The 22,652-nt window shown below is 55.0% G+C and carries 21 protein-coding genes; 15 read left to right on the forward strand and 6 right to left on the reverse strand.

What is annotated here, in order from left to right; genetic code table 11:
• Window positions 1-26: 26 nt before the first annotated feature.
• The 4 genes from guaD to EAW52_RS11210 form a co-directional block, all read right to left on the reverse strand.
• The gene (gene guaD, locus EAW52_RS11195) at window positions 27-1,325 is read right to left on the reverse strand and encodes a guanine deaminase (RefSeq protein WP_122042453.1); all 1,299 of its coding nucleotides are present in this window, start codon (window positions 1,323-1,325) and stop codon (window positions 27-29) included.
• 107 nt (window positions 1,326-1,432) lie between these two features.
• Window positions 1,433-2,266 carry a xanthine dehydrogenase accessory protein XdhC gene (gene xdhC / locus EAW52_RS11200; protein ID WP_122042454.1) on the reverse strand — a complete coding sequence of 278 codons (834 nt, stop codon included), beginning with the start codon at window positions 2,264-2,266 and terminating at the stop codon, window positions 1,433-1,435.
• A 560-nt stretch (window positions 2,267-2,826) separates the two neighbouring features.
• Window positions 2,827-3,060 carry a DUF1272 domain-containing protein gene (locus EAW52_RS11205; protein ID WP_122042455.1) on the reverse strand — a complete coding sequence of 78 codons (234 nt, stop codon included), beginning with the start codon at window positions 3,058-3,060 and terminating at the stop codon, window positions 2,827-2,829.
• Complete coding sequence (locus EAW52_RS11210; RefSeq protein ID WP_122042456.1) at window positions 3,053-4,072, reverse strand: GlxA family transcriptional regulator; 1,020 nt, start codon at window positions 4,070-4,072, stop codon at window positions 3,053-3,055. The genes EAW52_RS11205 and EAW52_RS11210 overlap by 8 nt, the downstream gene beginning before the upstream one ends.
• A 152-nt stretch (window positions 4,073-4,224) precedes the next feature.
• On the opposite strand from EAW52_RS11210, the gene scpB reads away from it, so the two are divergent.
• Window positions 4,225-4,986, forward strand: coding sequence for an SMC-Scp complex subunit ScpB (gene scpB / locus EAW52_RS11215; protein WP_122044780.1), 762 nt, complete (start codon window positions 4,225-4,227; stop codon window positions 4,984-4,986).
• A 68-nt stretch (window positions 4,987-5,054) separates the two neighbouring features.
• Here the strand turns inward: scpB and gap are convergent, their stop codons facing one another.
• The gene (gene gap, locus EAW52_RS11220) at window positions 5,055-6,059 is read right to left on the reverse strand and encodes a type I glyceraldehyde-3-phosphate dehydrogenase (protein WP_122042457.1); all 1,005 of its coding nucleotides are present in this window, start codon (window positions 6,057-6,059) and stop codon (window positions 5,055-5,057) included.
• Between the two features lie 135 nt (window positions 6,060-6,194).
• Between gap and edd the strand changes: the two genes are divergently transcribed.
• From edd to EAW52_RS11280, 12 genes are all read left to right on the forward strand, one after another.
• Window positions 6,195-8,021 carry a phosphogluconate dehydratase gene (gene edd / locus EAW52_RS11225; RefSeq protein ID WP_122042458.1) on the forward strand — a complete coding sequence of 609 codons (1,827 nt, stop codon included), beginning with the start codon at window positions 6,195-6,197 and terminating at the stop codon, window positions 8,019-8,021.
• Window positions 8,018-8,986, forward strand: a complete 969-nt coding sequence (locus EAW52_RS11230) for a glucokinase (RefSeq protein WP_122042459.1) — start codon at window positions 8,018-8,020, stop codon at window positions 8,984-8,986. The genes edd and EAW52_RS11230 overlap by 4 nt, the downstream gene beginning before the upstream one ends.
• Before the next feature lie 86 nt (window positions 8,987-9,072).
• Complete coding sequence (locus EAW52_RS11235) at window positions 9,073-9,810, forward strand: response regulator (RefSeq protein WP_010798449.1); 738 nt, start codon at window positions 9,073-9,075, stop codon at window positions 9,808-9,810.
• Window positions 9,785-11,242 carry an ATP-binding protein gene (locus EAW52_RS11240; protein WP_019365549.1) on the forward strand — a complete coding sequence of 486 codons (1,458 nt, stop codon included), beginning with the start codon at window positions 9,785-9,787 and terminating at the stop codon, window positions 11,240-11,242. Before EAW52_RS11235 ends, EAW52_RS11240 begins: the two co-directional genes overlap by 26 nt.
• 158 nt (window positions 11,243-11,400) lie before the next feature.
• Window positions 11,401-12,660 carry an ABC transporter substrate-binding protein gene (locus EAW52_RS11245; RefSeq protein ID WP_122042460.1) on the forward strand — a complete coding sequence of 420 codons (1,260 nt, stop codon included), beginning with the start codon at window positions 11,401-11,403 and terminating at the stop codon, window positions 12,658-12,660.
• A gap of 78 nt (window positions 12,661-12,738) precedes the next feature.
• Window positions 12,739-13,668, forward strand: a complete 930-nt coding sequence (locus EAW52_RS11250; RefSeq protein ID WP_256680785.1) for a carbohydrate ABC transporter permease — start codon at window positions 12,739-12,741, stop codon at window positions 13,666-13,668.
• Window positions 13,661-14,506 carry a carbohydrate ABC transporter permease gene (locus EAW52_RS11255; protein WP_010798445.1) on the forward strand — a complete coding sequence of 282 codons (846 nt, stop codon included), beginning with the start codon at window positions 13,661-13,663 and terminating at the stop codon, window positions 14,504-14,506. Before EAW52_RS11250 ends, EAW52_RS11255 begins: the two co-directional genes overlap by 8 nt.
• 8 nt (window positions 14,507-14,514) lie before the next feature.
• Entirely contained in the window at window positions 14,515-15,618 is a 1,104-nt protein-coding gene (locus tag EAW52_RS11260; protein WP_122042461.1) for an ABC transporter ATP-binding protein, read from the forward strand.
• A 9-nt stretch (window positions 15,619-15,627) separates the two neighbouring features.
• The gene (locus tag EAW52_RS11265; protein WP_122042462.1) at window positions 15,628-16,539 is read left to right on the forward strand and encodes a carbohydrate kinase; all 912 of its coding nucleotides are present in this window, start codon (window positions 15,628-15,630) and stop codon (window positions 16,537-16,539) included.
• A gap of 10 nt (window positions 16,540-16,549) precedes the next feature.
• Complete coding sequence (locus EAW52_RS11270) at window positions 16,550-17,761, forward strand: AGE family epimerase/isomerase (protein WP_122042463.1); 1,212 nt, start codon at window positions 16,550-16,552, stop codon at window positions 17,759-17,761.
• 76 nt (window positions 17,762-17,837) lie between these two features.
• Window positions 17,838-19,154 carry a carbohydrate porin gene (locus tag EAW52_RS11275; protein WP_019365555.1) on the forward strand — a complete coding sequence of 439 codons (1,317 nt, stop codon included), beginning with the start codon at window positions 17,838-17,840 and terminating at the stop codon, window positions 19,152-19,154.
• Between the two features lie 74 nt (window positions 19,155-19,228).
• Window positions 19,229-19,402, forward strand: a complete 174-nt coding sequence (locus EAW52_RS11280; protein ID WP_010798440.1) for a DUF1289 domain-containing protein — start codon at window positions 19,229-19,231, stop codon at window positions 19,400-19,402.
• Between the two features lie 44 nt (window positions 19,403-19,446).
• Here EAW52_RS11280 and EAW52_RS11285 read toward each other — a convergent pair whose 3' ends face one another.
• The gene (locus EAW52_RS11285; RefSeq protein ID WP_010798439.1) at window positions 19,447-20,322 is read right to left on the reverse strand and encodes a MurR/RpiR family transcriptional regulator; all 876 of its coding nucleotides are present in this window, start codon (window positions 20,320-20,322) and stop codon (window positions 19,447-19,449) included.
• A 161-nt stretch (window positions 20,323-20,483) separates the two neighbouring features.
• On the opposite strand from EAW52_RS11285, the gene zwf reads away from it, so the two are divergent.
• Complete coding sequence (gene zwf, locus EAW52_RS11290; RefSeq protein WP_010798438.1) at window positions 20,484-21,953, forward strand: glucose-6-phosphate dehydrogenase; 1,470 nt, start codon at window positions 20,484-20,486, stop codon at window positions 21,951-21,953.
• Window positions 21,940-22,650 carry a 6-phosphogluconolactonase gene (gene pgl / locus EAW52_RS11295; RefSeq protein ID WP_122042464.1) on the forward strand — a complete coding sequence of 237 codons (711 nt, stop codon included), beginning with the start codon at window positions 21,940-21,942 and terminating at the stop codon, window positions 22,648-22,650. Before zwf ends, pgl begins: the two co-directional genes overlap by 14 nt.
• Window positions 22,651-22,652 lie beyond the last annotated feature (2 nt).

Genomic DNA, 22,652 nt, shown 5'->3' on the forward strand with positions numbered 1-22,652 from the left:
CTTAGCCGGCCTTTTTTATGGTGCCTTTAGCGCTGGTGCACTTTTACACCCATGGCATAGGTTTCTTTTACGGTCCGATCGTCGCCCAACACCATCAAGGCAAACAACTTCTCTTCCAGTGACTTAGCCTGCTTTAAGCGGTAGCTCAACAGAGGCGTCGCATGGTAGTCGAGTACCACAAAATCCGCGTCGTTACCTTGGGCAAAGCTACCAATCCGGTCCTCCAGGCGTAATGCACGAGCGCCGCCCAGTGTTGCCAGGTAGAACGCCTTGAACGGATGCAGCTTCTCACCTTGCAACTGCATGACCTTGTAAGCCTCGCTGACGGTTTGCAGCATTGAAAAGCTTGTTCCGCCTCCGACATCTGTACCCAAGCCTACATTTACTTTGTGCTGTTCCAATTGCGGTAGCTTAAAGAGGCCGCTACCCAGGAACAGGTTTGAAGTAGGGCAGAACGCTACGGCTGATCCGGCTTCACCCAGGCGGGCGCATTCTTCATCGCAGAGATGAACGCCATGTGCAAACACGGAGCGCTTACCAAGCAGCTGGTAATGGTCATATACATCCAGATAGCCGCTGCGCTCGGGAAATAGTGACTTTACCCACTCGATCTCCTTGAGGTTCTCAGAGAGGTGCGTGTGCATGTAGATGTCCGGGTATTCTTCAAGCAGCTTTCCAGCAAGCGTAAGCTGCTCTGGCGTACTGGTTGGTGCAAAGCGTGGAGTGACGGCATAGTGCAAGCGGCCCTTGCCATGCCAGCGCTCGATCAGCTCCTTACTGTCGTTATAGCCAGACTCCGGCGTGTCCACCAAGAAATCTGGAGCGTTTCGGTCCATCAGGACCTTACCTGCGATCATCCGAAGATTGAGCTTCTCGGCAGCCTCAAAGAAGGCATCTACGGATTGTTTATGCACGGTGCCAAACACCAGTGCAGTCGTTGTTCCGTTGCGTAGCAGTTCTTTCAGGAAAATATCAGCGACTTCGGCTGCCTTGGCTGTATCAGCAAAGGCGCCTTCGGCCGGGAACGTGTAATTGTTCAACCAGTCCAGTAGCTGCTCACCGTACGATGCAATGATTCCCGTCTGCGGATAATGAATATGGGTGTCAATAAAGCCTGGTGTAATCAAGGTGTCCGGGTATTCGATAACCTCAGTTCCTTCAGGCAGTACGGGCAGCAATGTGGCAGCATGTCCCATCCCTTCGATGCGACCATCAGTTACTACCAGCAGTCCGTCTTCAACGAATTCACAGGCAGCCTCAATGCCGACATCATTCGGGTCGGCGACGCAATGGAGCAGGGCGGCACGGTAGGCTTGAGTAGTCATATCCCTTCTTAATCATCCAGTGTGTTAACGGTAGACAGGTCAAGCATGCAACCTGTCGCGCACGATCAACCACTGCAAGGTCGACAATTCAAACCCGCGCGACATTATTAGGAATGGTTATGTGTCGGCTGAACGAGACGCAGTGGAGAGGCTTCTTGTAGCGTAGCCTGTGCGCTATAGGTCGCGATAACTTCTCCCGCTACAGAGATCGCAATTTCCGCAGGAAGTTTACCTTTAATTTGCGGGATTCCCAGAGGGCAACGTACGCGATTGATCTGTTCGGTTGTAAAACCTTTGGTTGCAAGGTGATGCTGAAACTTCACCCACTTGGTTTTAGAGCCTATCAGTCCGTAATAGCCAAAATCGTTACGGGTCAGGATGCGCTCGGTCAGCTCAAGGTCCAACGGATGATTATGCGTCATGACGATAAAGTAGGTGCCGCCTGGCATGGCGTCTACTTCATCCAGAGGTTCGTCCGTGACGATTTTGGTAACTCCCCTAGGAAGAGTGTCTGGAAACTCCCGAACACGTGAGTCGATCCAGCGTATCTCGCATGGCAGGCTGGCTAGTAGTGGTACTAGGGAACGCGCCACATGTCCATTACCAAACACGGCGACGTGCACCGTGTGCTGGCCCATGGGCTCAAACAGCAATTCTGTGGCTTCCGTGCCGCATGGTTCCTGACTTTCACCCAGCGCAAACCGTTCGATGCGCGGCTCGCGTATTCCTTCCTTGAGCATCTGCCGCGCAATCTCGATGGCCTTGTACTCGAGGTGACCGCTGCCAATCGTCATACGTAAACTATCGGCAATGACTATCATTTTTGTCCCTGTAGTACGCGGCGTTGAGCCTTTCTCTTCAACAACGGTGACCAACACGCACGGAATGCCCCGGGATTCAAAAGTGGCCAGCTCGGCTAACCAGCCCGTCTTTTCTTTCATGCACTTACCTGCTCAGTGGCGGGGTTTGCCGTGGTGCAGGCCTCGGCCTGCTCCAGGCGTTTCGTCAATTTCACGTTCTACAGTACATACTCGAGTGGGGAGGGCATCAACATTTGGGTGAATCCGGTAATCCGCTAGGCTGGCAACGGCGTCCTTTAATTTGTACCAGACAGCAATGCCTCATATGAAGGGCGGCTCGCCTACGGCGTAGGAGTGAGATATGGTTACCCTCGGGCTCGATCTTCCACCGGCTTGATGCGGAAATCAGGGGGGTATCCGTTATTGTAGGAATTTCGAGAGATATCTGACCGATATAGCCCCTGCGGATCAACTTTTCGAAGGCCGGCTGCTGTTCCCATATGCTACATAGCCGTTAGTGAAGGCAACATTTTCTTCGCGGGCACCATAGTGCGAGCCGCAAATTCGACCAAGCGCTGGCGAATCCTGAATGCTGCGTTCTGCGCTACCTTGCCGCTCAAATCCGCTCCGCTTGAGGCGGCGATAGCGTTGATGTACCAGGTATGGACCTTAAGAGTGTGTCCATCAGAAAGCCTGCATGGTTATCGGCAGGGCTGTATCTTTCTGTTCAGGCTGGCAGGAAAGCGCTCTAGTTTTTGTGCCGGTCTAACCGGTCTTCTGACCAGCTCACCTCCACAGTTGGGGCAGCAGCCATGCAGGTGACTCAAGGCGCATGTCTTGCAGAATGTGCACTCGAAAGAGCAAATGAATGCGTCGCCTGTGTCAGGTGGCAGGTCTTGATCACAGCATTCACAGTTAGGGCGTAGCTCAAGCATGATCAAGTCCTCGTATGGGGTCACCGAATCGGGCGCTATACGCCTGCGGGCTGACTGACAAATGTTTCTGAAACGTCCGGCGAAGGCTTTCCGGGTGGCCGAAGCCACAGAGGCGAGCAACGGTGCTGATTGAGGCTTGTGCATCATGTAGAAGTGCTCTGGCGGTCTCCAGGCGAACCTGTTCTACATAGCGTCCCGGAGTGATGCCCAACTCCCTGCCAAATGCACGCGACAAGGTGCGAGGCGTCATGTTGACCTGCTCTGCCAGACGCTCGATGGAAAGATCTTCCCCCAAGTGCGCGGGTATCCAGTCCAACAATGCGGCCAAACGAGGAGTTCGGCTGGGCTCCGGCGAAAGACAGGCGCTGAACTGTGCCTGACCACCGGGACGACGTAAAAACATGACGAGTCTGCGCGCTACGCTTAATGCTGTAGGTCGATCCAGGTCCGCTTCAATCAGGGCCAGCGCAAGGTCAATACCTGCCGTAACACCGGCGGAAGTAAAGACATCGGCATAACCGTCCTGCCCGGCAGGATCGTAGGTATGCAGGCGGTCTCCCTCAATTTGTATGGCGGTGTAACGCTGCAACGCTTTCAGGTCAGCCCAGTGTGTCGTGGCGCGTCGGCCCTTCAGCAGCCCAGCCTCAGCCAGGATCAGGGCGCCGGAGCAAACGGACCCCAGACGACGCAGGCGAGGCTGGCTCTGTTGCAGCCAGTCCAGCAGTTCGGTATGTCGACATTGCTGCTCGACGCCAATACCGCCAGGAATCAGTAGGGTATCGAGCTGCTTTGCAGGCATGTCACGCCAGGATTGATCCGCCACGATCTGAATGCCAGATGAGGTCATGATTGGGCCGGGCTGATCAGCCAGAAGGCTTATCTGATAAGCCGGAGACAGCCCTTGTCGCTGCCGTTCAACATTGGCAGACGCAAAAACCTGCAACGGCCCGGTTACATCCAGGCTCATTACGTCTGGATAGAGAAGGCTGGCAACAACGCGGACGGCATTCATGGTTCATACTCAGGACGGATCAATCAAGTGTGCTGTGCGCTGTGTCTGTCTGCAATGACAGGTGCCCCACAGATATGGACATCTGGATAAGATCATCGGAAATTCTTCAGGGTGGCTTCTGCTCTGGCAACAACCTCTTTAAGATGCGCGCCATGAATGTTTCTGACCCTAAAGAACTCGCGCCTCTGCTCGAAGCAATACTGCTGGCTGCCGGTAAACCGCTGACGCTGGAACGCCTCGCGGAACTCTTCGATGACTATGAGCGGCCCGAGCCCAAGCAGTTACGCGATGGACTCGCTGTGCTGGCCGGCTCGTGCAAGAAGCGTGGTTTTGAGCTCAAGGAAGTGGCCAGCGGTTATCGCCTGCAGGTCAAGGAGCGGTATTCAACCTGGGTCGGTCGTCTTTGGGATGAGCGTCCGCCGCGTTATTCGCGGGCGCTTCTGGAAACCTTGGCGCTGATTGCCTACCGACAGCCAATCACCCGTGGTGAAATCGAAGAAGTGCGTGGTGTTGCAGTCAACAGCCAGATCGTCAAGACATTGCTTGAGCGCGAATGGATTCGCGTGGTTGGCTATCGTGATGTGCCGGGCCGCCCGGCCATGTTTGCCACTACCAGAGCGTTTCTGGATTATTTCAACCTGAAAAGCCTGGATGAGTTGCCAACGCTGGCCGCTATTCGCGAGATGGAGTTCGAGCCAGAACCTGTTCTCGACGATCACGCGCTGGCAGCAGAAGATGTGTCAGTCATGTCACCGGAGCCTGCCGAAACATCAGCCAAGCCAGCAGAGGAAACCAGTTTCCGGACATTACTGGCGGAGCTGGATGTCATGGAAACCGGGCTCAAGATTGATTTTGACGATTTGCGCCTGGAAGAGGCCATCGATCCGGTGGGAGAGGATCGGGAAGAGCAATGAGGCAATAGCCGCTATAATGAAAATCGGCCGGAGATGATCCGGCCGATTCGTCTGTGTCAGGTTCTGTGTTACGCCGGAGCGTTTACCAGTGCCTGACAGGTATCGAGCATACGGTTGGAGAATCCCCACTCGTTGTCGTACCAGGCCATGACCTTCACCAGATTGCCTGTGACCTTGGTGTGGTTGGCATCGAAGATTGAGGACAGCGGGTTATGGTTGAAGTCGATCGACACCAGTGGACGGTCGTTATAACCCAATACTGGCGAGGCTTCGCTGGCCGCTTTCATGAAGGCATTGATCGTCTCGGCGTCGGCTGTCTTGGAAACCTGAATGGTCAAGTCGACCAACGACACGTTAATGGTCGGCACACGTACGGCCATGCCGCTAAACTTACCTACCAATTCTGGCAAAACCAAACCTACGGCTTCAGCTGCACCGGTTTTGGTTGGAATCATAGACTGAGTTGCCGAGCGAGCACGGAAGGGGTCGGAGTGATAAACATCCGACAGGTTCTGATCATTGGTATAGGCATGGATCGTGGTCATCAGGCCATGCTCAATACCCAGCTCACGGTTCAGGACCTGGGCGACCGGAGCCAAACAGTTGGTTGTGCAGGATGCGTTGGAAATAACCTGATGCGACTGACGCAAAATACCGTCATTCACACCATACACGATGGTGGCATCAACATCTTTGCCGGGTGCGGAGATAATAACCTTAGACGCGCCGGCATCCAGGTGAGCGGCTGCTTTACTACGTGTAGTGAACAGACCGGTGCACTCGAACACTACGTCAACATTCAGGTCTTTCCAGGGAAGCTCCGCCGGATTACGAATGGCGGACACGGCGATGCGATCGCCGTTAACGGTCAAACTGTTCTCACCAACGGAAATCTCGGCATTAAAGCGGTCATGCACACTGTCGAATTCCAGGAGATGGGCATTAATGGACGCGTCACCCAAGTCATTGATGGCGACAACCTGCATATGCTGACGATAATTTCCGGAGTAAAGCGCACGAAGAACATTACGGCCGATACGCCCGAAACCATTGATAGCAATACGAATGCTCATATTTGAAACCTCGTTCTGGCAGGATTTGTTGTAAAAACAATTACACTATCGCGTATTTTGAGAGGAATAATAGCCACTCAGATCAAATTTGTTTTAAAAACAACAAATTTTTCGCCTGCCTGGAGAATCGGAACCATGCATCCTCGCGTCCTTGAAGTTACACAGCGTCTCATTGAGCGTAGCCGCCCTACGCGTACGCGCTACCTTGAAATGATCCGGGCAGCTGCGAGCGAAGGCCCTCAGCGTGCCAAGCTACAATGCGCCAACTTTGCCCACGGCGTAGCCGGATGCGGTCCTGCGGACAAGCAACGTCTGCGCCTTATGGATGAGGTTAACGTCGCTATCGTTTCGTCTTACAACGACATGTTGTCTGCGCACCAGCCTTACGAACATTTCCCCCAGATCATCAAAGATGCCCTGCGCGAAATAGGCTCCGTTGGTCAGTTCGCCGGTGGAGTGCCAGCCATGTGTGACGGCGTAACCCAGGGCGAAGCGGGTATGGAACTCAGCTTGCTGAGCCGTGAAGTCATCGCAATGTCCACCGCTGTGGCACTGTCCCACAATATGTTCGATGCCGCATTGTGCTTGGGCATCTGCGACAAGATCATTCCTGGCCTGATGATTGGCTCTCTACGTTTTGGTCATTTGCCATTCGTTTTCGTACCGGGTGGTCCAATGCCTTCAGGCATTTCCAACAAGGAAAAAGCCCGGGTACGCCAGTTGTTCGCCGAGGGTAAGGCCACCCGCGAGGAGTTGCTTGAGTCGGAAATGAAGTCTTATCACAGCCCGGGCACCTGCACGTTCTACGGTACAGCTAACACCAATCAGGTTGTTATGGAGGTGATGGGCCTGCATCTGCCAGGCTCATCCTTTGTGAATCCCTATACGCCTTTACGTGATGAGCTAACCCGTGAGGCGGCCCGTCAGGTAACGCGCATCACCCAGCAGAACGGTAATTTCATCCCGTTGGGCGAAATCATTGACGAAAAAGCCATCATCAACTCGGTCGTGGCCTTGCATGCAACCGGTGGTTCTACCAACCATACCCTGCATATTCCCGCCATCGCATTGGCGGCTGGTATCGAACTGACCTGGCAGGATATGGCGGATCTGTCGGCTGTCGTTCCGACGCTGGCGCAGGTTTACCCCAACGGCAAGGCGGATGTGAACCATTTTCATGCGGCTGGCGGCACCAATTTCCTGATTCGCACCCTTTTGGATGCCGGTTTGCTGCATGAAGATGTGAACACCGTCATGGGTCATGGATTACGTCGTTACTTGCAAGAGCCATTCTTGGAGAATGGCACATTGACATGGCGCGAAGGACCTGTGGCGAGTTTGGATGAAGAAATCTTGCGTCCGGTCGAGCGCCCGTTCCGCCCTGAAGGTGGTTTGCGTGTGATGGATGGCAACCTTGGCCGTGGGGTCATGAAGGTGTCTGCCGTAGCGCCTGATCACCAGATTGTAGAGGCGCCTGCTAGAGTATTTGCTGATCAAGCCGAGCTTGCTAATGCCTTCAAGGCGGGTGAGCTGGACCGCGATTTTGTAGCGGTGGTCCGCTTTCAAGGACCCAAGGCCCTTGGTATGCCGGAGTTACATAAGCTGACGCCTTACCTGGGCGTGTTACAGGATCGAGGCTTTAAGGTTGCTCTGGTGACTGATGGACGTATGTCTGGAGCATCTGGCAAGGTGCCAGCGGCTATCCATGTGTGCCCTGAGGCAATCGATGGCGGTCCGTTGTCGAAAGTACGTGACGGTGATCTGGTTCGTGTCAATGGACAAACCGGAGAGTTGATCGTGGTGGTTGATCCTGCCGAGTGGAATGCTCGGGAGCAGGTGGCGCCCCCGCAAGGCATGGGAATTGGAACGGGACGTGAACTCTTTGCGTTCATGCGGCAAGCAATGAGCACCGCCGAAAAGGGTGCGAGTGCATTTACATCCAGCCTGGAGGCGCTGAAATGAATTTGGCTTTGGTAGGGGATATCGGGGGCACGAATGCCCGTTTCGCATTGTGGCGTGACCAGCAGCTTGATGCGATCGAGGTGATGGCGTGTGCCGATTTCGAGCGTCCCGAAGATGCTGTGCGTGAATACCTCAAGCGTACCGGTGTCGCTCTTGACGATATCCACTCCGTATGTCTCGCCTGCGCGGGGCCGGTAGGCGAGGGTGACTTCCGTTTTACCAATAATCACTGGGTTATCAGCCGCGAGCGTTTTTGCGCTGAGCTTGGTCTGACTCACCTGCTTCTGATCAATGACTTCAGCTCAATGGCCTGGGCTGTAGCTAAGCTGGACAAAGAGCATTGCGTTCAGGTCCGTGAGGGAGCGGCGCATGCCAATCGGGCACGTCTGATCATCGGGCCGGGTACTGGCCTGGGTGTGGCCGGTCTGCTGCCGATCGGGGGTGACCGCTGGATGGTACTTTCCAGCGAAGGCGGTCACGTTGATTTGCCGATCGGCACGCCACGTGAGTTCGAAATTTGGAAAATCCTGAAGCGCCAGTTTGGTAACCACGTGTCGGCGGAGCGTATTATTTCCGGCAATGGCCTGGTGAATCTCTACAAGGCCAGCTGTGAACTGGATGGCCGCGAAGAGAAGTGCGTGACCGCTGCCGAGATCTGTGAAATGGCGCTGTCCGGTGACGCCTATGCCGACGAGGTGCTGGAGCAGTTCTTCGTATGGCTGGGCCGTGTGGCAGGTAATGCTGCGCTGACCTTAGGTGCGTTGGGTGGCGTTTATATCGCTGGTGGAATTCTGCCGCGATTTGTCGAGCGCTTCCAGAACGGCGCCTTTGCCAAGGCGTTTGCGGACAAGGGTAAGACGAGCAGTGCCTACCTGCAGGATATTCCTGCCTGGCTGGTCACCGCCGAATACCCTGGCCTGTTTGGCGCAGGGGTTGCCTTGCAGCAAAGCCTGAACGGTCAGTAATACCGCGTTTCACCTCTTGGCGTTCCCCCTGGTGTCGTGCATGCTTCGACACCAGGGCAATAATAAAAAAGACAAGGGACAACGCTATGACGCCGATGGGTAAATCCATCCTGCTGGTCGATGACGATCAGGACATTCGTGAGCTTCTTGAGGCTTATCTGAGTCGTGCCGGATTTAGCGTTCGAGCGGTGGCAGACGGCTACGGATTTCGTACTGCGCTTAAAGCCGAGCCGGCTGATCTTCTGATACTGGATGTCATGCTGCCGGGTGAGGACGGCTTCAGCCTTTGCCGTTGGGTCAGGGCGCTGAGTGGTTCCATCTCTCAAGTACCTATCATCATGCTGACCGCCAGCTCCGATGAGGCAGATCGTGTGATTGGCCTTGAATTGGGCGCTGACGATTACATTGGAAAACCATTCAGCCCGCGGGAATTACAGGCGCGGATTAAAGCGCTTCTCCGGCGCGCAGGTTTTGGTGACGCCAAGTCGGGGCACACATTGGTGTTTGATGAATGGCGTCTTGATACTGTCACGCACAGGCTGTTCCACCAGGACGGAGAAGAGGTCATTCTGTCCGGCGCTGATTTCACTCTGCTCAAACTGTTTCTAGATCATCCCCAGCAAATACTTGACCGTGACACGATTGCCAACGCGACGCGGGGGCGTGAAGTCATGCCGCTTGACCGCATCGTGGACATGGCCGTCAGCCGCTTGCGTCAACGGCTGCGTGACACTGGGAAATCGCCTCGACTAATTCGCACGGTACGCGGCAGTGGCTACCTTCTGGCGGCGCAGGTGCATGGCCCGACCGCAGATGTTTTTTAAGGCACTCCAGCGGCTGGTACCGCACTCATTGTTGGGAAGAATGCTGTTGCTTACGCTGCTGGCGGTTCTGCTGGCCCAGGGCGTTTCCAGCCTCTTCTGGATATCGCACTTGCGTGCCAGCCGAATGGAAGGTCTGCTGAACGCTTCGCGCAGCCTTGGTTACTCCATTGCGGCCAGCGTGCGTTACTTCAGTCTGCTACCGCCGGCGTATCGTCCGGTAGTGCTGGAGCAGTTGCGTAATATGGGCGGTACACGGTTTTTCGTATCGCTTAATGAAAAGCCCTTGATCATGGAGCCGCTGCCCGATTCGCCTGGCAAGCAGGCGGTACTTCATGCTGTGGAGTCAGTCTTGCGGGAGCGTCTCGGCAATGGGATGCCGATGTATGTGGAGTTTGTCAGCCCCAAGCACCTGCGCCTGTTCAATGGCAATCTTTCCCTGGATGAGTTGCCACGCTCCTGGGCGCACTACGTTCTCAGCTTTGAACCACTAGATCCGCCCATTCTGGTCACCCAGATACGAATAGGTCCGGAGGAGTGGGTCTACATCGGGACACTGATGCCAGCCCCTTATCTCACCCTGGATGAGCCGTTCCTGCCTCTGCAGCAGGCTTGGTTCATCCTGTTCAGCAGCGCTTTTCTGCTCTTGTTCATCGGCCTGCTCATCCACTGGCAGAGCCGGCCGCTTAAACGTTTGTCGCAAGAGGCACGTGAGCTTTCGCTGGAGGCACAGGTTCAACCCCTTCCTGAAGTTGGGGCGAGTGAGATTCAGGAAGTCACGCGCGCCTTCAACACCATGCGTGACCGTATCAGTCGATACCTAGCCGAGCGGGGCCAGCTTTTCAGTGCGATTTCCCATGATCTGCGGACCCCTATCACCCGGCTGCGGCTCCGCGCTGAGTTACTGGAGGATGAGGCATTGCAGGCGCGTTTCAATCGAGACCTCGACGAATTGGATCTGCTAGTCAAGGGAGCACTGCAGTGCGTCAAGGACACCGATATTCATGAAAATATCGAGTCGGTAAACCTCAATCTCCTGCTGAGCAATATCGTCGAGCCTTACCAGGCCGGTGAGCAGCCTCGAGCGACGTTGCAAGGTAAAGCGGTGGCTCTCTATCCCGGCAAGCCGCTGGCCTTGAAGCGCTGTATCGGCAATGTACTCGACAACGCGCTGAAGTACGGGAATCGGGCGCATTTAACGGTGGAGGATGATGGCAAGGTATTCATGTTGCATGTCGACGATGAAGGCCCAGGGGTGCCAGAAAAGGATTTAGAGCAGGTTTTCGAACCGCATGTCCGCCTGACAGGTCAACAGCAGGGATACGGATTGGGGCTCGGGATTGCGCGCAATTTAGCCCATGCCCATGGGGGGGAGGTCGTCTTGCGTAATCGTCGGGAAGGGGGCCTGCGGGTCACGCTGACATTGCCGCGCTAGAGGCGCCCTGAAACGAGTGGCGTAAAATTGTGATCGATATCTACAAAAGCCGCCTAATGTAACGGCATTGTGACATTAATGATTCCCTTCGTTACCCACGCTGGCCAAGGGCTGGCTAGACTCCGATCAGATTTATAAAAACAACAAGGTCACTGATCATGAAAGCACTCAATCGTCTCGCCCTCGCGGTTTCTTTGTCCTGCTTGAGCCAATTACCCCTAACCGCCCAGGCGGGTGAAGTGGAAGTCCTGCATTGGTGGACTTCAGGTGGTGAAGCTCGGGCTGTCGATACCCTCAAGCAAATGATGCAAAAGCAGGGCGATACCTGGAAGGATTTCGCGGTTGCTGGCGGCGCCGGTGAAGCCGCGATGACCGTTCTGAAAACCCGTGCGGTTTCTGGCAATCCTCCTTCTGCAGCACAGCTCAAAGGCCCCGACATTCAGGAGTGGGCTGACATGGGCTTTCTTACCAACCTGAACGACATCGCCAAGGCTGGAAAATGGGACAGCATCATGCCCAAGCGCATCGCTGAAACCATGCAGCATGATGGTGATTACGTCGCCGTTCCCGCCGGTGTTCACCGCATCAACTGGCTCTGGATAAACCCTGAGGCCTTCCAGAAAGCGGGCGCCAAGGTGCCAACGACACTAGATGAGTTCTTCGAGGCTGCAGACAAGCTCAAGGCAGCAGGCATCATCCCGATTGCCCACGGCGGTCAGAACTGGCAGGACACCACCATTTTCGAGTCGCTGGTCATGGCCATGATGGGGCCAGAGGACTATCACAAGGCATTTGTCGAAACTGAAGAAAACACTTTGCGCAGCGACAAGATGGTTGAAGTGTTCAAGACCTTCAAGCGTATTCGCAACTATATCGACCCAGATGCAGCGGGCCGTGATTGGAACCTGGCTACCGCCATGGTCATCAATGGCAAGGCCGGTATGCAGATTATGGGCGACTGGGCCAAGGCCGAGTTTACGGCTGCAAACAAGACTGCTGGCAAGGACTACCTGTGCGTAGTCATGCCGGGCACTCAGGGTGACTTCATCTACAACATCGATTCCCTGGCCATGTTCAAGCTCAAGGACGAGGCAAACAGGAAAGCCCAGGATGACTTGGCCCGTACTGTCATCGACAAGCCTTTCCAGGAAGTCTTCAACCTGAACAAAGGCTCGATTCCTGTTCGCAATGATATCGACATGGCGAAGTTCGATGACTGTGCCAAACAGTCCATGAAGGATTTCCAGGCAGCCAACGACTCGGGCAAAGCGGAGCCAAGCCTGGCGCATAGCATGGCCAACACCAGCTATATCCAGGGCGCTGTCTTCGATGTGATCACCAACTTCTTCAACGATCCAAGCGCCGACCCCAAAAAGGCGACCGAACAACTGGTCGCCTCCATCAAAGCGGCGCAGTAATGCAGTAAGGGCAGGGCGTTGCAAGACGCCCGGTCCTGATGCAAATACCAACCTACGGGTTGGATCAGGAGTTCTTCGATGTCTTTAAGCGAAGTGCAAATCATGCGCACAGGTACCAGCACGTCTGTACGAAAGCCTGACCGCCTCCAGAAATGGCTTCCCAAGCTGGTTCTGGCCCCTACCGCGATGGCAATGATTGTCTGCCTGTACGGCTACATGCTGTGGACCGCCGTGATCTCATTGACCACGTCCCGCTTCATGCCGGTGTATAACTTTGCAGGTCTTGCCCAGTTTGAACGCCTACTGGCTAACGACCGTTGGCTGGTGGCCTGTAAAAACCTGGCCATCTTTGGCGGGATGTTTATTCTGCTTTGCCTGATCATCGGCGTGTTCTTCGCCATCCTGCTGGATCAACGCATCCGACGCGAAGGTTTTATCCGCACCATTTATCTTTATCCCATGGCGCTATCGATGATCGTTACCGGTACCGCCTGGAAGTGGCTGCTCAACCCAGGGTTAGGCCTGGACAAGCTCCTGCGCGACTGGGGATGGGAAGGTTTCCGCTTTGACTGGCTTGTTGATACGGATAGGGTCATCTATTGCTTGCTGATCGCTGCGATCTGGCAGGCCTCCGGCTTTGTCATGGCTATGTTCCTGGCCGGTTTACGCGGCGTGGATAGCGCCATCATTCGTGCCGCACAAATTGACGGAGCCTCGCTGCCCACGATTTATCTGCGCATCGTTCTGCCCAGTTTGCGACCTGTTTTTTTCAGTGCCGTGATGATCCTGTCACACATTGCGATCAAGAGCTTTGACTTGGTAATGGCCATGACCGCCGGTGGACCCGGTTATTCATCCGACCTTCCTGCGGTCTTCATGTATCAACACACCTTTACACGCGGGCAAATGGGCTTGGGGGCGGCCAGCTCCGTCCTGATGCTTGGCGCGGTGCTTGCCATCCTGGTGCCTTACCTTTATTCCGAACTGCGGAGCAAGCGTCATGGCTGATCTTTCCCACAGCAAGCGCTGGTCTTTCAACCGCATTGCAATTCACACTACGCTTCTGGTGGCTTGCGCTGTCTATCTCGTGCCACTGGTAGTCATGCTGTTAACCAGCTTCAAGACACCGGATGACGTGCGCACCGGTAACCTGCTGACGTTACCCGTAGACTGGACACTCATTGGCTGGATAAAGGCCTGGAGTACGGTTCACGAGTACTTCTGGAACTCCTTCATGATCACGGTTCCTGCCGTCATCATCTCGACTTTCATCGGTGCGCTTAACGGCTACGCCTTGTCGAAGTGGAGCTTCAAGGGCTCGAACGTATTGTTCAGCATGCTGCTGTTCGGCTGCTTCATCCCGTTCCAGGTCATTCTGTTACCAATGTCATTCACCTTGGGCAAGCTGGGTCTGGCCAATACCACGACCGGACTCGTGCTGGTTCACGTCATCTACGGTCTGGCCTTCACAACGCTTTTCTTCCGGAACTATTACGTCGGTATTCCGGACGCCCTGATCAAGGCGGCACGTCTAGATGGTGCAGGCTTCTTCACCATCTTCTGGAAGATCCTGCTGCCGCTTTCCACCCCTATCGTGATGGTAAGCCTGATCTGGCAATTCACTCAGGTCTGGAATGACTTTCTGTTTGGCGTAGTGTTTGCCAGCGGCTCTGCGCAGCCGATTACGGTAGCGCTCAACAACCTCGTCAATACCAGTACCGGGGCCAAGGAATACAACGTGGATATGGCCGCTGCGATGATTGCGGCGCTGCCGACACTGCTCGTTTACATCTTCGCCGGCAAGTATTTCGTCCGTGGTCTGACCTCGGGCGTCGTCAAAGGATAAGAACAATCATGGCCGCACTAGAACTTAAAAATGTCCGCAAGACCTACGGCAACGCTGCTCAGGAAGCGCTTAAAGGTATCAACATCAGTATCGAGACCGGGCAGTTCCTGATCCTGGTTGGTCCTTCCGGTTGCGGTAAGTCTACGCTCATGAACGCCATTGCTGGCCTGGAAGATATTTCCAGCGGGGCCATCATGCTGGGTGGTGAGGATGTAACTGCGGTCGAGCCCAAGGATCGCGATATCGCCATGGTATTTCAATCCTATGCGTTGTATCCGACCATGACGGTGCGGGAAAACATCGCCTTTGGGTTGAAGATCCGTAAGACACCTGCTGACCAGATCGCGGCGGAAGTGGACCGTGTCGCCAAGCTTTTGCAGATTGAGCACCTGCTTGAGCGCAAACCCTCGCAGCTATCCGGTGGGCAACAACAACGTGTCGCCATGGGGCGCGCACTGGCGCGCCGCCCCAAGCTTTACCTGTTCGATGAGCCGCTCTCAAACCTTGATGCAAAGTTGCGTGTGGAAATGCGCACCGAGATCAAGCTAATGCACCAGCGGCTCAAGACTACAACTGTCTACGTTACTCACGACCAGATCGAAGCCATGACGCTGGGCGACCGTGTCGCAGTTATGAAAGAGGGAGAAGTTCAACAGTTTGGTACTCCCCAGGAAATCTACAACAACCCCGCCAACCTCTTCGTGGCCAGCTTCATTGGTTCTCCGCCAATGAACTTCATTCCTGTCGCGTTGGAGCAGGAAAACCGGCGCCCTGTGGTGCGTTTGCAGGGGCATGGCGAGCGTACCGCTATTGGTCTACCCATGCTTCAAACCGCTCTGGCAGACGGTCGCGAAGCAATTTTAGGGGTTCGACCTGAGCAAATCTGTATTCGCAGTGGTCAGATCGGCGATTTGCCATTGGTCAACGCCCGAGTGCAGGTCGTGGAGCCAACAGGCCCCGACACTCTGGTTTATGTCGAGGTCAATGGCGTCCAGGTGTGTTGCCGAGTAGCGCCAGTCGACACTCCTGAAATCGGATCAATCGTAACGCTAGAGCTTGATGTAGAGCGTCTCGTATTATTCGAACCTGCTTCAGGTGCTCGTATCGCTTAGGAGAAAGTTATGACATTGCCACGTGTGGTGGTTTTTGGAGAGGCCTTGACCGATCTGGTCCAGCATTCACCCGGACAGTGGCAAGGCCATCCAGGCGGTGCACCGTGGAATGTTGCTCGGACGCTGGCGCGTCTGGGCGTACCCGCTGCGTTTGCGGGATCAATCAGCCAGGATTCTCTAGGCGATGAGATTCATGAGCAGTCTCAGGTGTCCGGACTGGATATGCGTTTTCTGCAGCGGGTCGAAGCTGATCCGCTGGTGGCAGTAGTACCGTCCAGCAATCCACCCCGATATTTCTTTGCTGGGGAGGCGGATCTAGCCTTTGATCCGGATGCGTTGCCGCACGGCTGGCTCGAGGCAGCTGAACTCTGCCACTTCAGCTGCATCAGTCTGGCCCGTGAGCCGTTGGCTTCCAAACTGCTTGAACAGGCAGAAAAGGCCAAGGCAGCAGGTAAACGTATCAGCTACGACCCCAACTGGCGAAACCTGATGGGCGATGACTACTGTCGTCGTATCTTTCCAACCCTTGTGCAGCTGGCAGACGACATCAAGCTTTCTGACGAAGACCTGGAAAATATCTATCCCGGACTAACGCCTGAACAGGGCTTGAGCCGCTTGCGGGAGATGAATCCAGAGGCCAACATCCTCTATACGCAGGGTGCCAAGGGCATCACGCTGCTTTCCAGCCAGGGGGAGTGGACTCAGCCTGGTATTCCGATTCATGTGGCGGACACCGTAGGTGCCGGTGACGCCTGTATGGCGGGGTGGTTGGCGTCAGGGATCATTTCAAGCGCATCACTGGAAGAGCGACTACTTTTCGCAGCTGCCTGTGCCTCGGTGTCTTGCCAGAAATCGGGGGCTTATGCGCCGACGCTTAATGACGTTCGCGCCATGATGGCGACTTCGCCGCTTCCTGCCTAAGGGACTTCGCATGAACTTTCCAGACTTCCGTCAACGTGACACTCTGCTGGATCATATCCAGCATACGCTGGCTTTCTACTATCCACGCTGCATCGACGAGCAGGGCGGGTTTTTCCAGTTCTTCCGTGACAATGGCGATATCTATGATCGAGAGACGCGCCATCTTGTCTCCAGTACCCGTTTCGTCTTCAATTTTGCAATGGCCTATCGGCAGTTTGGCAACGCTGAATACTTGGGCGCCACACGGCACGGGCTTCGCTTTCTAAGGGAGAAGCATCTGCAGCCCAATGGCAGCTACGCCTGGCTACTGAAGGGCAACAAAGTAGTAGACGGCACCAATCATGCCTATGGTCTGGCATTCGTTATCCTGGCGTACTCTCACGGCGTCATGGCAGGAGTCGAGGAGGCCAGAGCATGGCTGGCTGAATCCTGGGACACCTTTGAGCGTCATTTTTGGCGCGAAGAAGACGGTCTGTACTGTGATGAGATCAGTGCCGACTGGTCCGAGGTTTCCTCCTATCGTGGACAAAATGCCAACATGCATGCCTGCGAGGCGCTTCTGGCTGCCTATGAGGCGACACAAGAGTCCCGCTATCTGGACCGCGCCGAAACGCTTGCACTCAACATGACTCAGCGCCAGGCAGCACTTGGCCAGGAAAGCGCTGAGGTTGCTCAGGATGTATCAGGCGGGTTGATCTGGGAGCATTACCATCAGGATTGGAGCATCGATTGGGATTACAACAGAGATGATCCTGCCAACCTGTTCCGCCCTTGGGGCTTCCAGCCTGGACATCAGGTCGAGTGGGCCAAGCTCTTGCTGATTCTCGAGCGCCATCGTCCCCAAGCATGGTTGGCGCCACGTGCTGCAGAGCTGTTTGATGCCGCGTGGAAAACCTCATGGGATCATGAACATGGTGGCCTATATTACGGGTTCGCTCCGGATGGCAGCGTTTGTGATCCAGACAAGTACTTCTGGGTTCAGGCCGAGGCCTTGGCGGCTGCAGCCTTGCTTGCCGAGCGCACCGGTAACGGTAAATATTGGAAACAATATGAACAGCTCTGGCACTATAGTTGGGAGCATTTCATTGATCACGAGTATGGCGCTTGGTGGCGCATTCTCGACCGTCGAAATACCAAGTATTCCGACGAAAAAAGTCCGGCCGGAAAGGTCGACTACCACACCATGGGAGCCTGTTACGAGGTACTCAATGTTCTGCCGTGAAGTTTAGCCAGTTATTGGCGTGGGACCTGTGGTGTGTTGCGTATAGCCCATTAAAAATTATAAAGGACCGAGAAGAATGTATAAGCATAAAGGCAAACGCGTACGGCACTTGGCTGTGTTGTCGTTAGCTGCACTGGGTGGACTAAGTGCCACTGCCCATGCAGCCGATGCCTTCGACCCTGAAGCAGGTGGTATGACAGGCGATTGGGGTGGCCTGCGTACTGAACTGCTAGATAAGGGTTACGACATCAAGTTGGAGTACGTCGGGGAAGGCGCTACCAACATGCGAGGTGGATACGACAAGGATCACACCGCACGTTGGTCTTCCCAGTACATGTTCGGCCTGGCTGTCGACATGAACAAGACGTTGGGTTGGGAGAATTCCGTATTCAAGGTTGCCATTACTTCACGTGACGGCCGTAACCTGACCAACGACAATATTGGTGATCCACGTTCCGGTACGTATTCTTCCGTACAAGAAGTCTGGGGTCGAGGCCAGACCTGGCGCCTTACCCAGTTGTGGTTGAGCAAGGGGTTCTTTGATGGCCGCCTAGACATCAAAGCGGGTCGTTTCGGCGAGGGTGAAGATTTCAACTCGTTCGACTGTGACTTCCAGAACCTGGCGTTCTGTGGCTCCCAGGTGGGTAACTGGGTAGGTGATCAGTGGTACAACTGGCCGGTCAGCCAGTGGGCCATGCGCGTCAAGTACAACCTGACACCTGAGCTGTTTGCCCAGGTTGGGGTTTACGAGCAGAACCCGTCGCTGCTTGAAACCGGTAATGGCTTCAAGATGAATACCAGCGGTGCCAAAGGCGTGATCCTGCCAGTTGAGCTGGTATGGTTGCCAACGCTGAACAGCCTGCCGGGTGAGTACCGCTTCGGTTACTACTACAGCACCGCTGATGCGGATGATGTGGATGGTGTTTCCAGCCGTCATTCCAGTAAGCATGGCTACTGGGTTGTAGCCAAGCAGCAGCTGACCAAGCACAACGGTGATGCTTCTCGTGGTCTGAGTGTATTCGCCAACTTCACGGTGCATGACAAGGCTACCAACAAGGTAGACAACTACATCCAGGCTGGTGTGGTGTATAAGGGACCATTCGATGCGCGACCAAAAGATGACATCGGTTTTGGTGTAGCCCGTATCCATACCAACAGCGATGCGCGTGATGCGCAGCGTGCAGCCAACCTTGCTACCGGTATCGACGATTATGACAACCCAGGATACGTACCGCTGCAGTACAGCGAATACGATGCTGAGCTGTACTACGGCGTACACGTGACCAACTGGCTCACCCTACGTCCGAATATTCAGTACATGCGTAACCCGGGCGGCGTCAAGGAAGTCGATAATGCTGTTGTCGGCGGCCTGAAGGTCCAAGCGGTGTTCTAATTCCGCAGATGGTACTGGGCGCAGCGAACAGTGTGTTTATACTGTTCGCTGTGTCCAGATGCTGAGGTAGCCCTGTGGGTAAGGTTGAGAGTCCCTGCGTAAGCCAATGCAAGCTCAAGGATGAAGTCTGTCAGGGATGCGGCCGCAGCCGCGATGAAATCAAGGGCTGGAAGTCCATGAAGGACAAAGAGCGCAAGGATGTGGTCGAAAAGGCCAGCAAGCGTCTCAAGAAGCTCAAGAAGAAATAACCTCGCTACAGGCTGAAGCGTACTGCTCCAGCCTTTCTCGTCGATTACAACTCTTCCTGTTCCTGCTCCATTGGATAGCGTGTTGCTACCAGACTTTCCTTTACTTTGCGCAGGTGCGGCTGGAAATCAACGCCGCGGCGCAGCGTAACGCCAGTGGCCAGAATGTCGAGTACTGTCAGCTGAACGATACGTGACGACATTGGCATATAGATATCAGTATCTTCGGGCACTGGAATATCAAGGCTAAGTGTTGAAACCTTCGCAAGCGGAGAATTAGCAGCAGTCATCCCGATAACTGATGCCCCGTTATCCCGTGCCAGCTTGGCAACATCCACCAGTTCGCGCGTGCGGCCGGTGTAGGAAATGATGACGAAGACTTCGCCCATCTGCGCTACAGACGCAAGCATGCGTTGCATCAGAATGTCTGAATGGGCCGAAACAGCTAGACCGAAGCGAAAGAATTTGTGCTGGGCATCCAGCGCTACAGGTGCAGATGCACCCAGGCCAAAGAAATGAATCTGCCGTGCCTGAATCAGGAGATTGACGGCTCGATTGATCACTTGAGCATCCATGCGCTGACGAGCATTATCGAGCGAGGCGATGGTACTACTGAAAATTTTTTCTGAGTAGGCTTCAGGCTCATCATCCGCTTCCACCGCCTGGCTTACGTAGACGGCGCCGCTGGCGATGCTCTGGGCCAGCTGAATCTTCATTTCAGGGTAGCCGCTGATTCCCAGTGATCGGCAGAAGCGGTTGACGGTCGGTTCGCTGACGTGTGCTGCCTGTGCCAGGGCCGCAATGGTCAGGCGGGTAGCCTGCCGTGGATTGTTTAGAATAACCTCGGCTACCTTGCGTTCGGCACGGTTCAATTCCGGCAGACGGGTCTGAATCAATTGCAGCAATGTGCTGGCCCGATCCATCAAATGCTCCTGAAAGTTGTCATCCTTTTATCGTACAGCTATAGAGGAATAAGGCTGCACAAAAAGGTTTTATTAAATTTTTGATTTTTATACTACGTAAAAGGGGAAAGCTCACTTAAACTGGGCTTTCATTCACCAACTTTTCGTAAAAGAACGAATATATGCCAGCAGTTCGCGTACTCCCTTGCACTTTGGCCCTGTTCGGCGCGTTGGGCGATCTCGCTCTGCGCAAGTTGTTTCCGGCTCTCTACCAACTCGATCGCGAAGGTCTCCTCCATGATGACACGCGTATCGTCGCGCTTGCTCGAGATCAAGGAGACGGCACCAAGCAGCTCGCTCATATTGAAGAGCGGGTTCGGCATTACGTGCCGAATGCTGACTGGAATCAAGCCGTCTGGGAACGTTTCGCCGCCCGCTTAAGCTACCGTGCCATGGATTTCCGACGCATGGAAGACTATGCCGGACTGGCCGAAGACGTAGGTGACTCCGAAACGGTGATTGCGTATTTCGCAACACCCGCCTCAGTATACAGCTCGATTTGCGAGAATCTTGATGCGGTAGGGCTTAGCAGTCGTACACGTGTCGTCATGGAAAAGCCCATCGGCCATGACCTTGAGTCTTCGCGTGTCGTGAACGACTCCGTGGCTCGGTTCTTCCCGGAAAGTCAGGTCTATCGTATCGACCATTACCTGGGTAAGGAAACCGTACAAAATCTGATTGCTCTGCGGTTTGCAAACAGCCTGTTCGAGACCCAATGGAACCAGAACTATATCTCCCATGTGGAGATTACGGTTGCTGAGAAAGTAGGAATCGAAGGCCGCTGGGGTTATTTCGATCAGGCCGGGCAGCTACGCGACATGGTGCAGAACCACTTGCTGCAGCTGCTTTGCCTGACTGCAATGGACCCGCCCGCTGATCTCTCGGCGGACAGTATCCGTGACGAAAAGGTCAAGGTGCTCAAGGCGCTCGAGCCGATCACCGCCGATCAGCTGGCCAGCCGCGTCGTGCTGGGCCAGTACACGAGTGGTTACAGCGATGGCAAGCCGGTGCCCGGCTATCTGGAGGAAGAAAACTCCAACGAGAGCAGCAGCACGGAAACATTCGTGGCCATTCGCGCGGATATTCGTAACTGGCGTTGGTCCGGCGTGCCATTCTATCTGCGTACCGGCAAGCGTATGCCGCAAAAGCTTTCGCAGATCGTTATCCACTTCAAAGAACCGCCACACTACATCTTTGCGCCTGAGCAGCGGAGTCTGATCAACAACCGACTGATCATCCGTATTCAACCGGACGAAGGGATTTCCCTGCAGGTCATGACCAAGGATCAAGGCTTGAGTAAAGGGATGCAGCTGCGCAGCGGTCCGTTGCAGCTCAATTTCTCCGAGGCCTTCAAGTCGGCGCGGGTACCAGACGCGTATGAGCGTTTGTTGCTGGAAGTGATGCAGGGCAACCAGTCTCTCTTCGTGCGCAAGGACGAGATCGAGGCGGCCTGGCGCTGGTGCGACCAGCTCATGGAAGGCTGGGAAAAAATGGGCGATACCCCGAAATCATACGCAGCTGGCACATGGGGCCCGCTGACTTCCATTGCTCTCATTGCACGTGACGGGAGATCCTGGTATGGCGATATCTAACCTGCCACAAGGCGTCGAATTCATCGAGCTGAACGGTCGTGAGGCCCATGCTGAGCAGCTGACCCAGGCTGTAGCGGCTGCGCTTCGTGAAGCCATTGCACAGAAAGGGGCGGCCACACTGGTAGTTTCGGGTGGCCGTAGCCCAGTGCCATTCTTTGAACAGTTATCCGAGCAGGAGTTGGACTGGGCGAAGGTCACGATTACGCTCGCCGATGAGCGCTGGGTGCCTTTAGAACATCCGGATAGCAACGGCGGGCTAATTCGCAAGCACCTGTTACGTCATGCAGCCCGTGCGGCGACTTTTGTAGACCTGTATGCCGCTGGCGAAAACGCTGAAACGGCTGCTCAGGAGGCTGATAACCGCTTGCAGAATCTGCCCAAGCCTATCGATGTGCTGGTGCTGGGAATGGGCGACGATGCACATACTGCTTCGCTGTTTCCCGGAAGCCCTGGGCTTGAAGATGCGCTTGATCCACAGAGTGAGCGCTTGTGCCTGCCCATGTGGGCACCTTCCGTGCCTCGTCAACGCCTAACCATGACACGCGCATTGTTGTCTGGTGCTCACAATCAGTTCCTGGCCATCCAGGGCCAGAGTAAGTTGGCCGCTCTGCAAACCGCTGCAACTGCCGGTGATGAGCTGGCGACTCCTATCAGCGCCTTCCTGCGACAGCCGCTGAAGATCTATTGGTGCCCTTGAGG

This window comes from Pseudomonas sp. LTJR-52 (genome assembly GCF_003691465.1).
Taxonomy (GTDB): domain Bacteria; phylum Pseudomonadota; class Gammaproteobacteria; order Pseudomonadales; family Pseudomonadaceae; genus Chryseomonas; species Chryseomonas luteola.

Bases quoted from the DNA above. Each gene is read 5' to 3' on its own strand.
- zwf (WP_010798438.1), top strand. From the start codon at position 20,484: ATGCCAGCAGTTCGCGTACTCCCTTGCACTTTGGCCCTGTTCGGCGCG.
- EAW52_RS11205 (WP_122042455.1), bottom strand. From the start codon at position 3,060: ATGCTTGAGCTACGCCCTAACTGTGAATGCTGTGATCAAGACCTGCCA.
- xdhC (WP_122042454.1), bottom strand. From the start codon at position 2,266: ATGAAAGAAAAGACGGGCTGGTTAGCCGAGCTGGCCACTTTTGAATCC.
- EAW52_RS11240 (WP_019365549.1), top strand. From the start codon at position 9,785: ATGGCCCGACCGCAGATGTTTTTTAAGGCACTCCAGCGGCTGGTACCG.
- EAW52_RS11265 (WP_122042462.1), top strand. From the start codon at position 15,628: ATGACATTGCCACGTGTGGTGGTTTTTGGAGAGGCCTTGACCGATCTG.
- EAW52_RS11250 (WP_256680785.1), top strand. From the start codon at position 12,739: ATGTCTTTAAGCGAAGTGCAAATCATGCGCACAGGTACCAGCACGTCT.
- EAW52_RS11260 (WP_122042461.1), top strand. From the start codon at position 14,515: ATGGCCGCACTAGAACTTAAAAATGTCCGCAAGACCTACGGCAACGCT.
- EAW52_RS11270 (WP_122042463.1), top strand. From the start codon at position 16,550: ATGAACTTTCCAGACTTCCGTCAACGTGACACTCTGCTGGATCATATC.
- EAW52_RS11210 (WP_122042456.1), bottom strand. From the start codon at position 4,072: ATGAATGCCGTCCGCGTTGTTGCCAGCCTTCTCTATCCAGACGTAATG.
- EAW52_RS11285 (WP_010798439.1), bottom strand. From the start codon at position 20,322: ATGGATCGGGCCAGCACATTGCTGCAATTGATTCAGACCCGTCTGCCG.
- EAW52_RS11255 (WP_010798445.1), top strand. From the start codon at position 13,661: ATGGCTGATCTTTCCCACAGCAAGCGCTGGTCTTTCAACCGCATTGCA.
- EAW52_RS11275 (WP_019365555.1), top strand. From the start codon at position 17,838: ATGTATAAGCATAAAGGCAAACGCGTACGGCACTTGGCTGTGTTGTCG.
- EAW52_RS11230 (WP_122042459.1), top strand. From the start codon at position 8,018: ATGAATTTGGCTTTGGTAGGGGATATCGGGGGCACGAATGCCCGTTTC.
- edd (WP_122042458.1), top strand. From the start codon at position 6,195: ATGCATCCTCGCGTCCTTGAAGTTACACAGCGTCTCATTGAGCGTAGC.
- EAW52_RS11245 (WP_122042460.1), top strand. From the start codon at position 11,401: ATGAAAGCACTCAATCGTCTCGCCCTCGCGGTTTCTTTGTCCTGCTTG.
- gap (WP_122042457.1), bottom strand. From the start codon at position 6,059: ATGAGCATTCGTATTGCTATCAATGGTTTCGGGCGTATCGGCCGTAAT.
- scpB (WP_122044780.1), top strand. From the start codon at position 4,225: ATGAATGTTTCTGACCCTAAAGAACTCGCGCCTCTGCTCGAAGCAATA.
- guaD (WP_122042453.1), bottom strand. From the start codon at position 1,325: ATGACTACTCAAGCCTACCGTGCCGCCCTGCTCCATTGCGTCGCCGAC.
- pgl (WP_122042464.1), top strand. From the start codon at position 21,940: ATGGCGATATCTAACCTGCCACAAGGCGTCGAATTCATCGAGCTGAAC.
- EAW52_RS11235 (WP_010798449.1), top strand. From the start codon at position 9,073: ATGACGCCGATGGGTAAATCCATCCTGCTGGTCGATGACGATCAGGAC.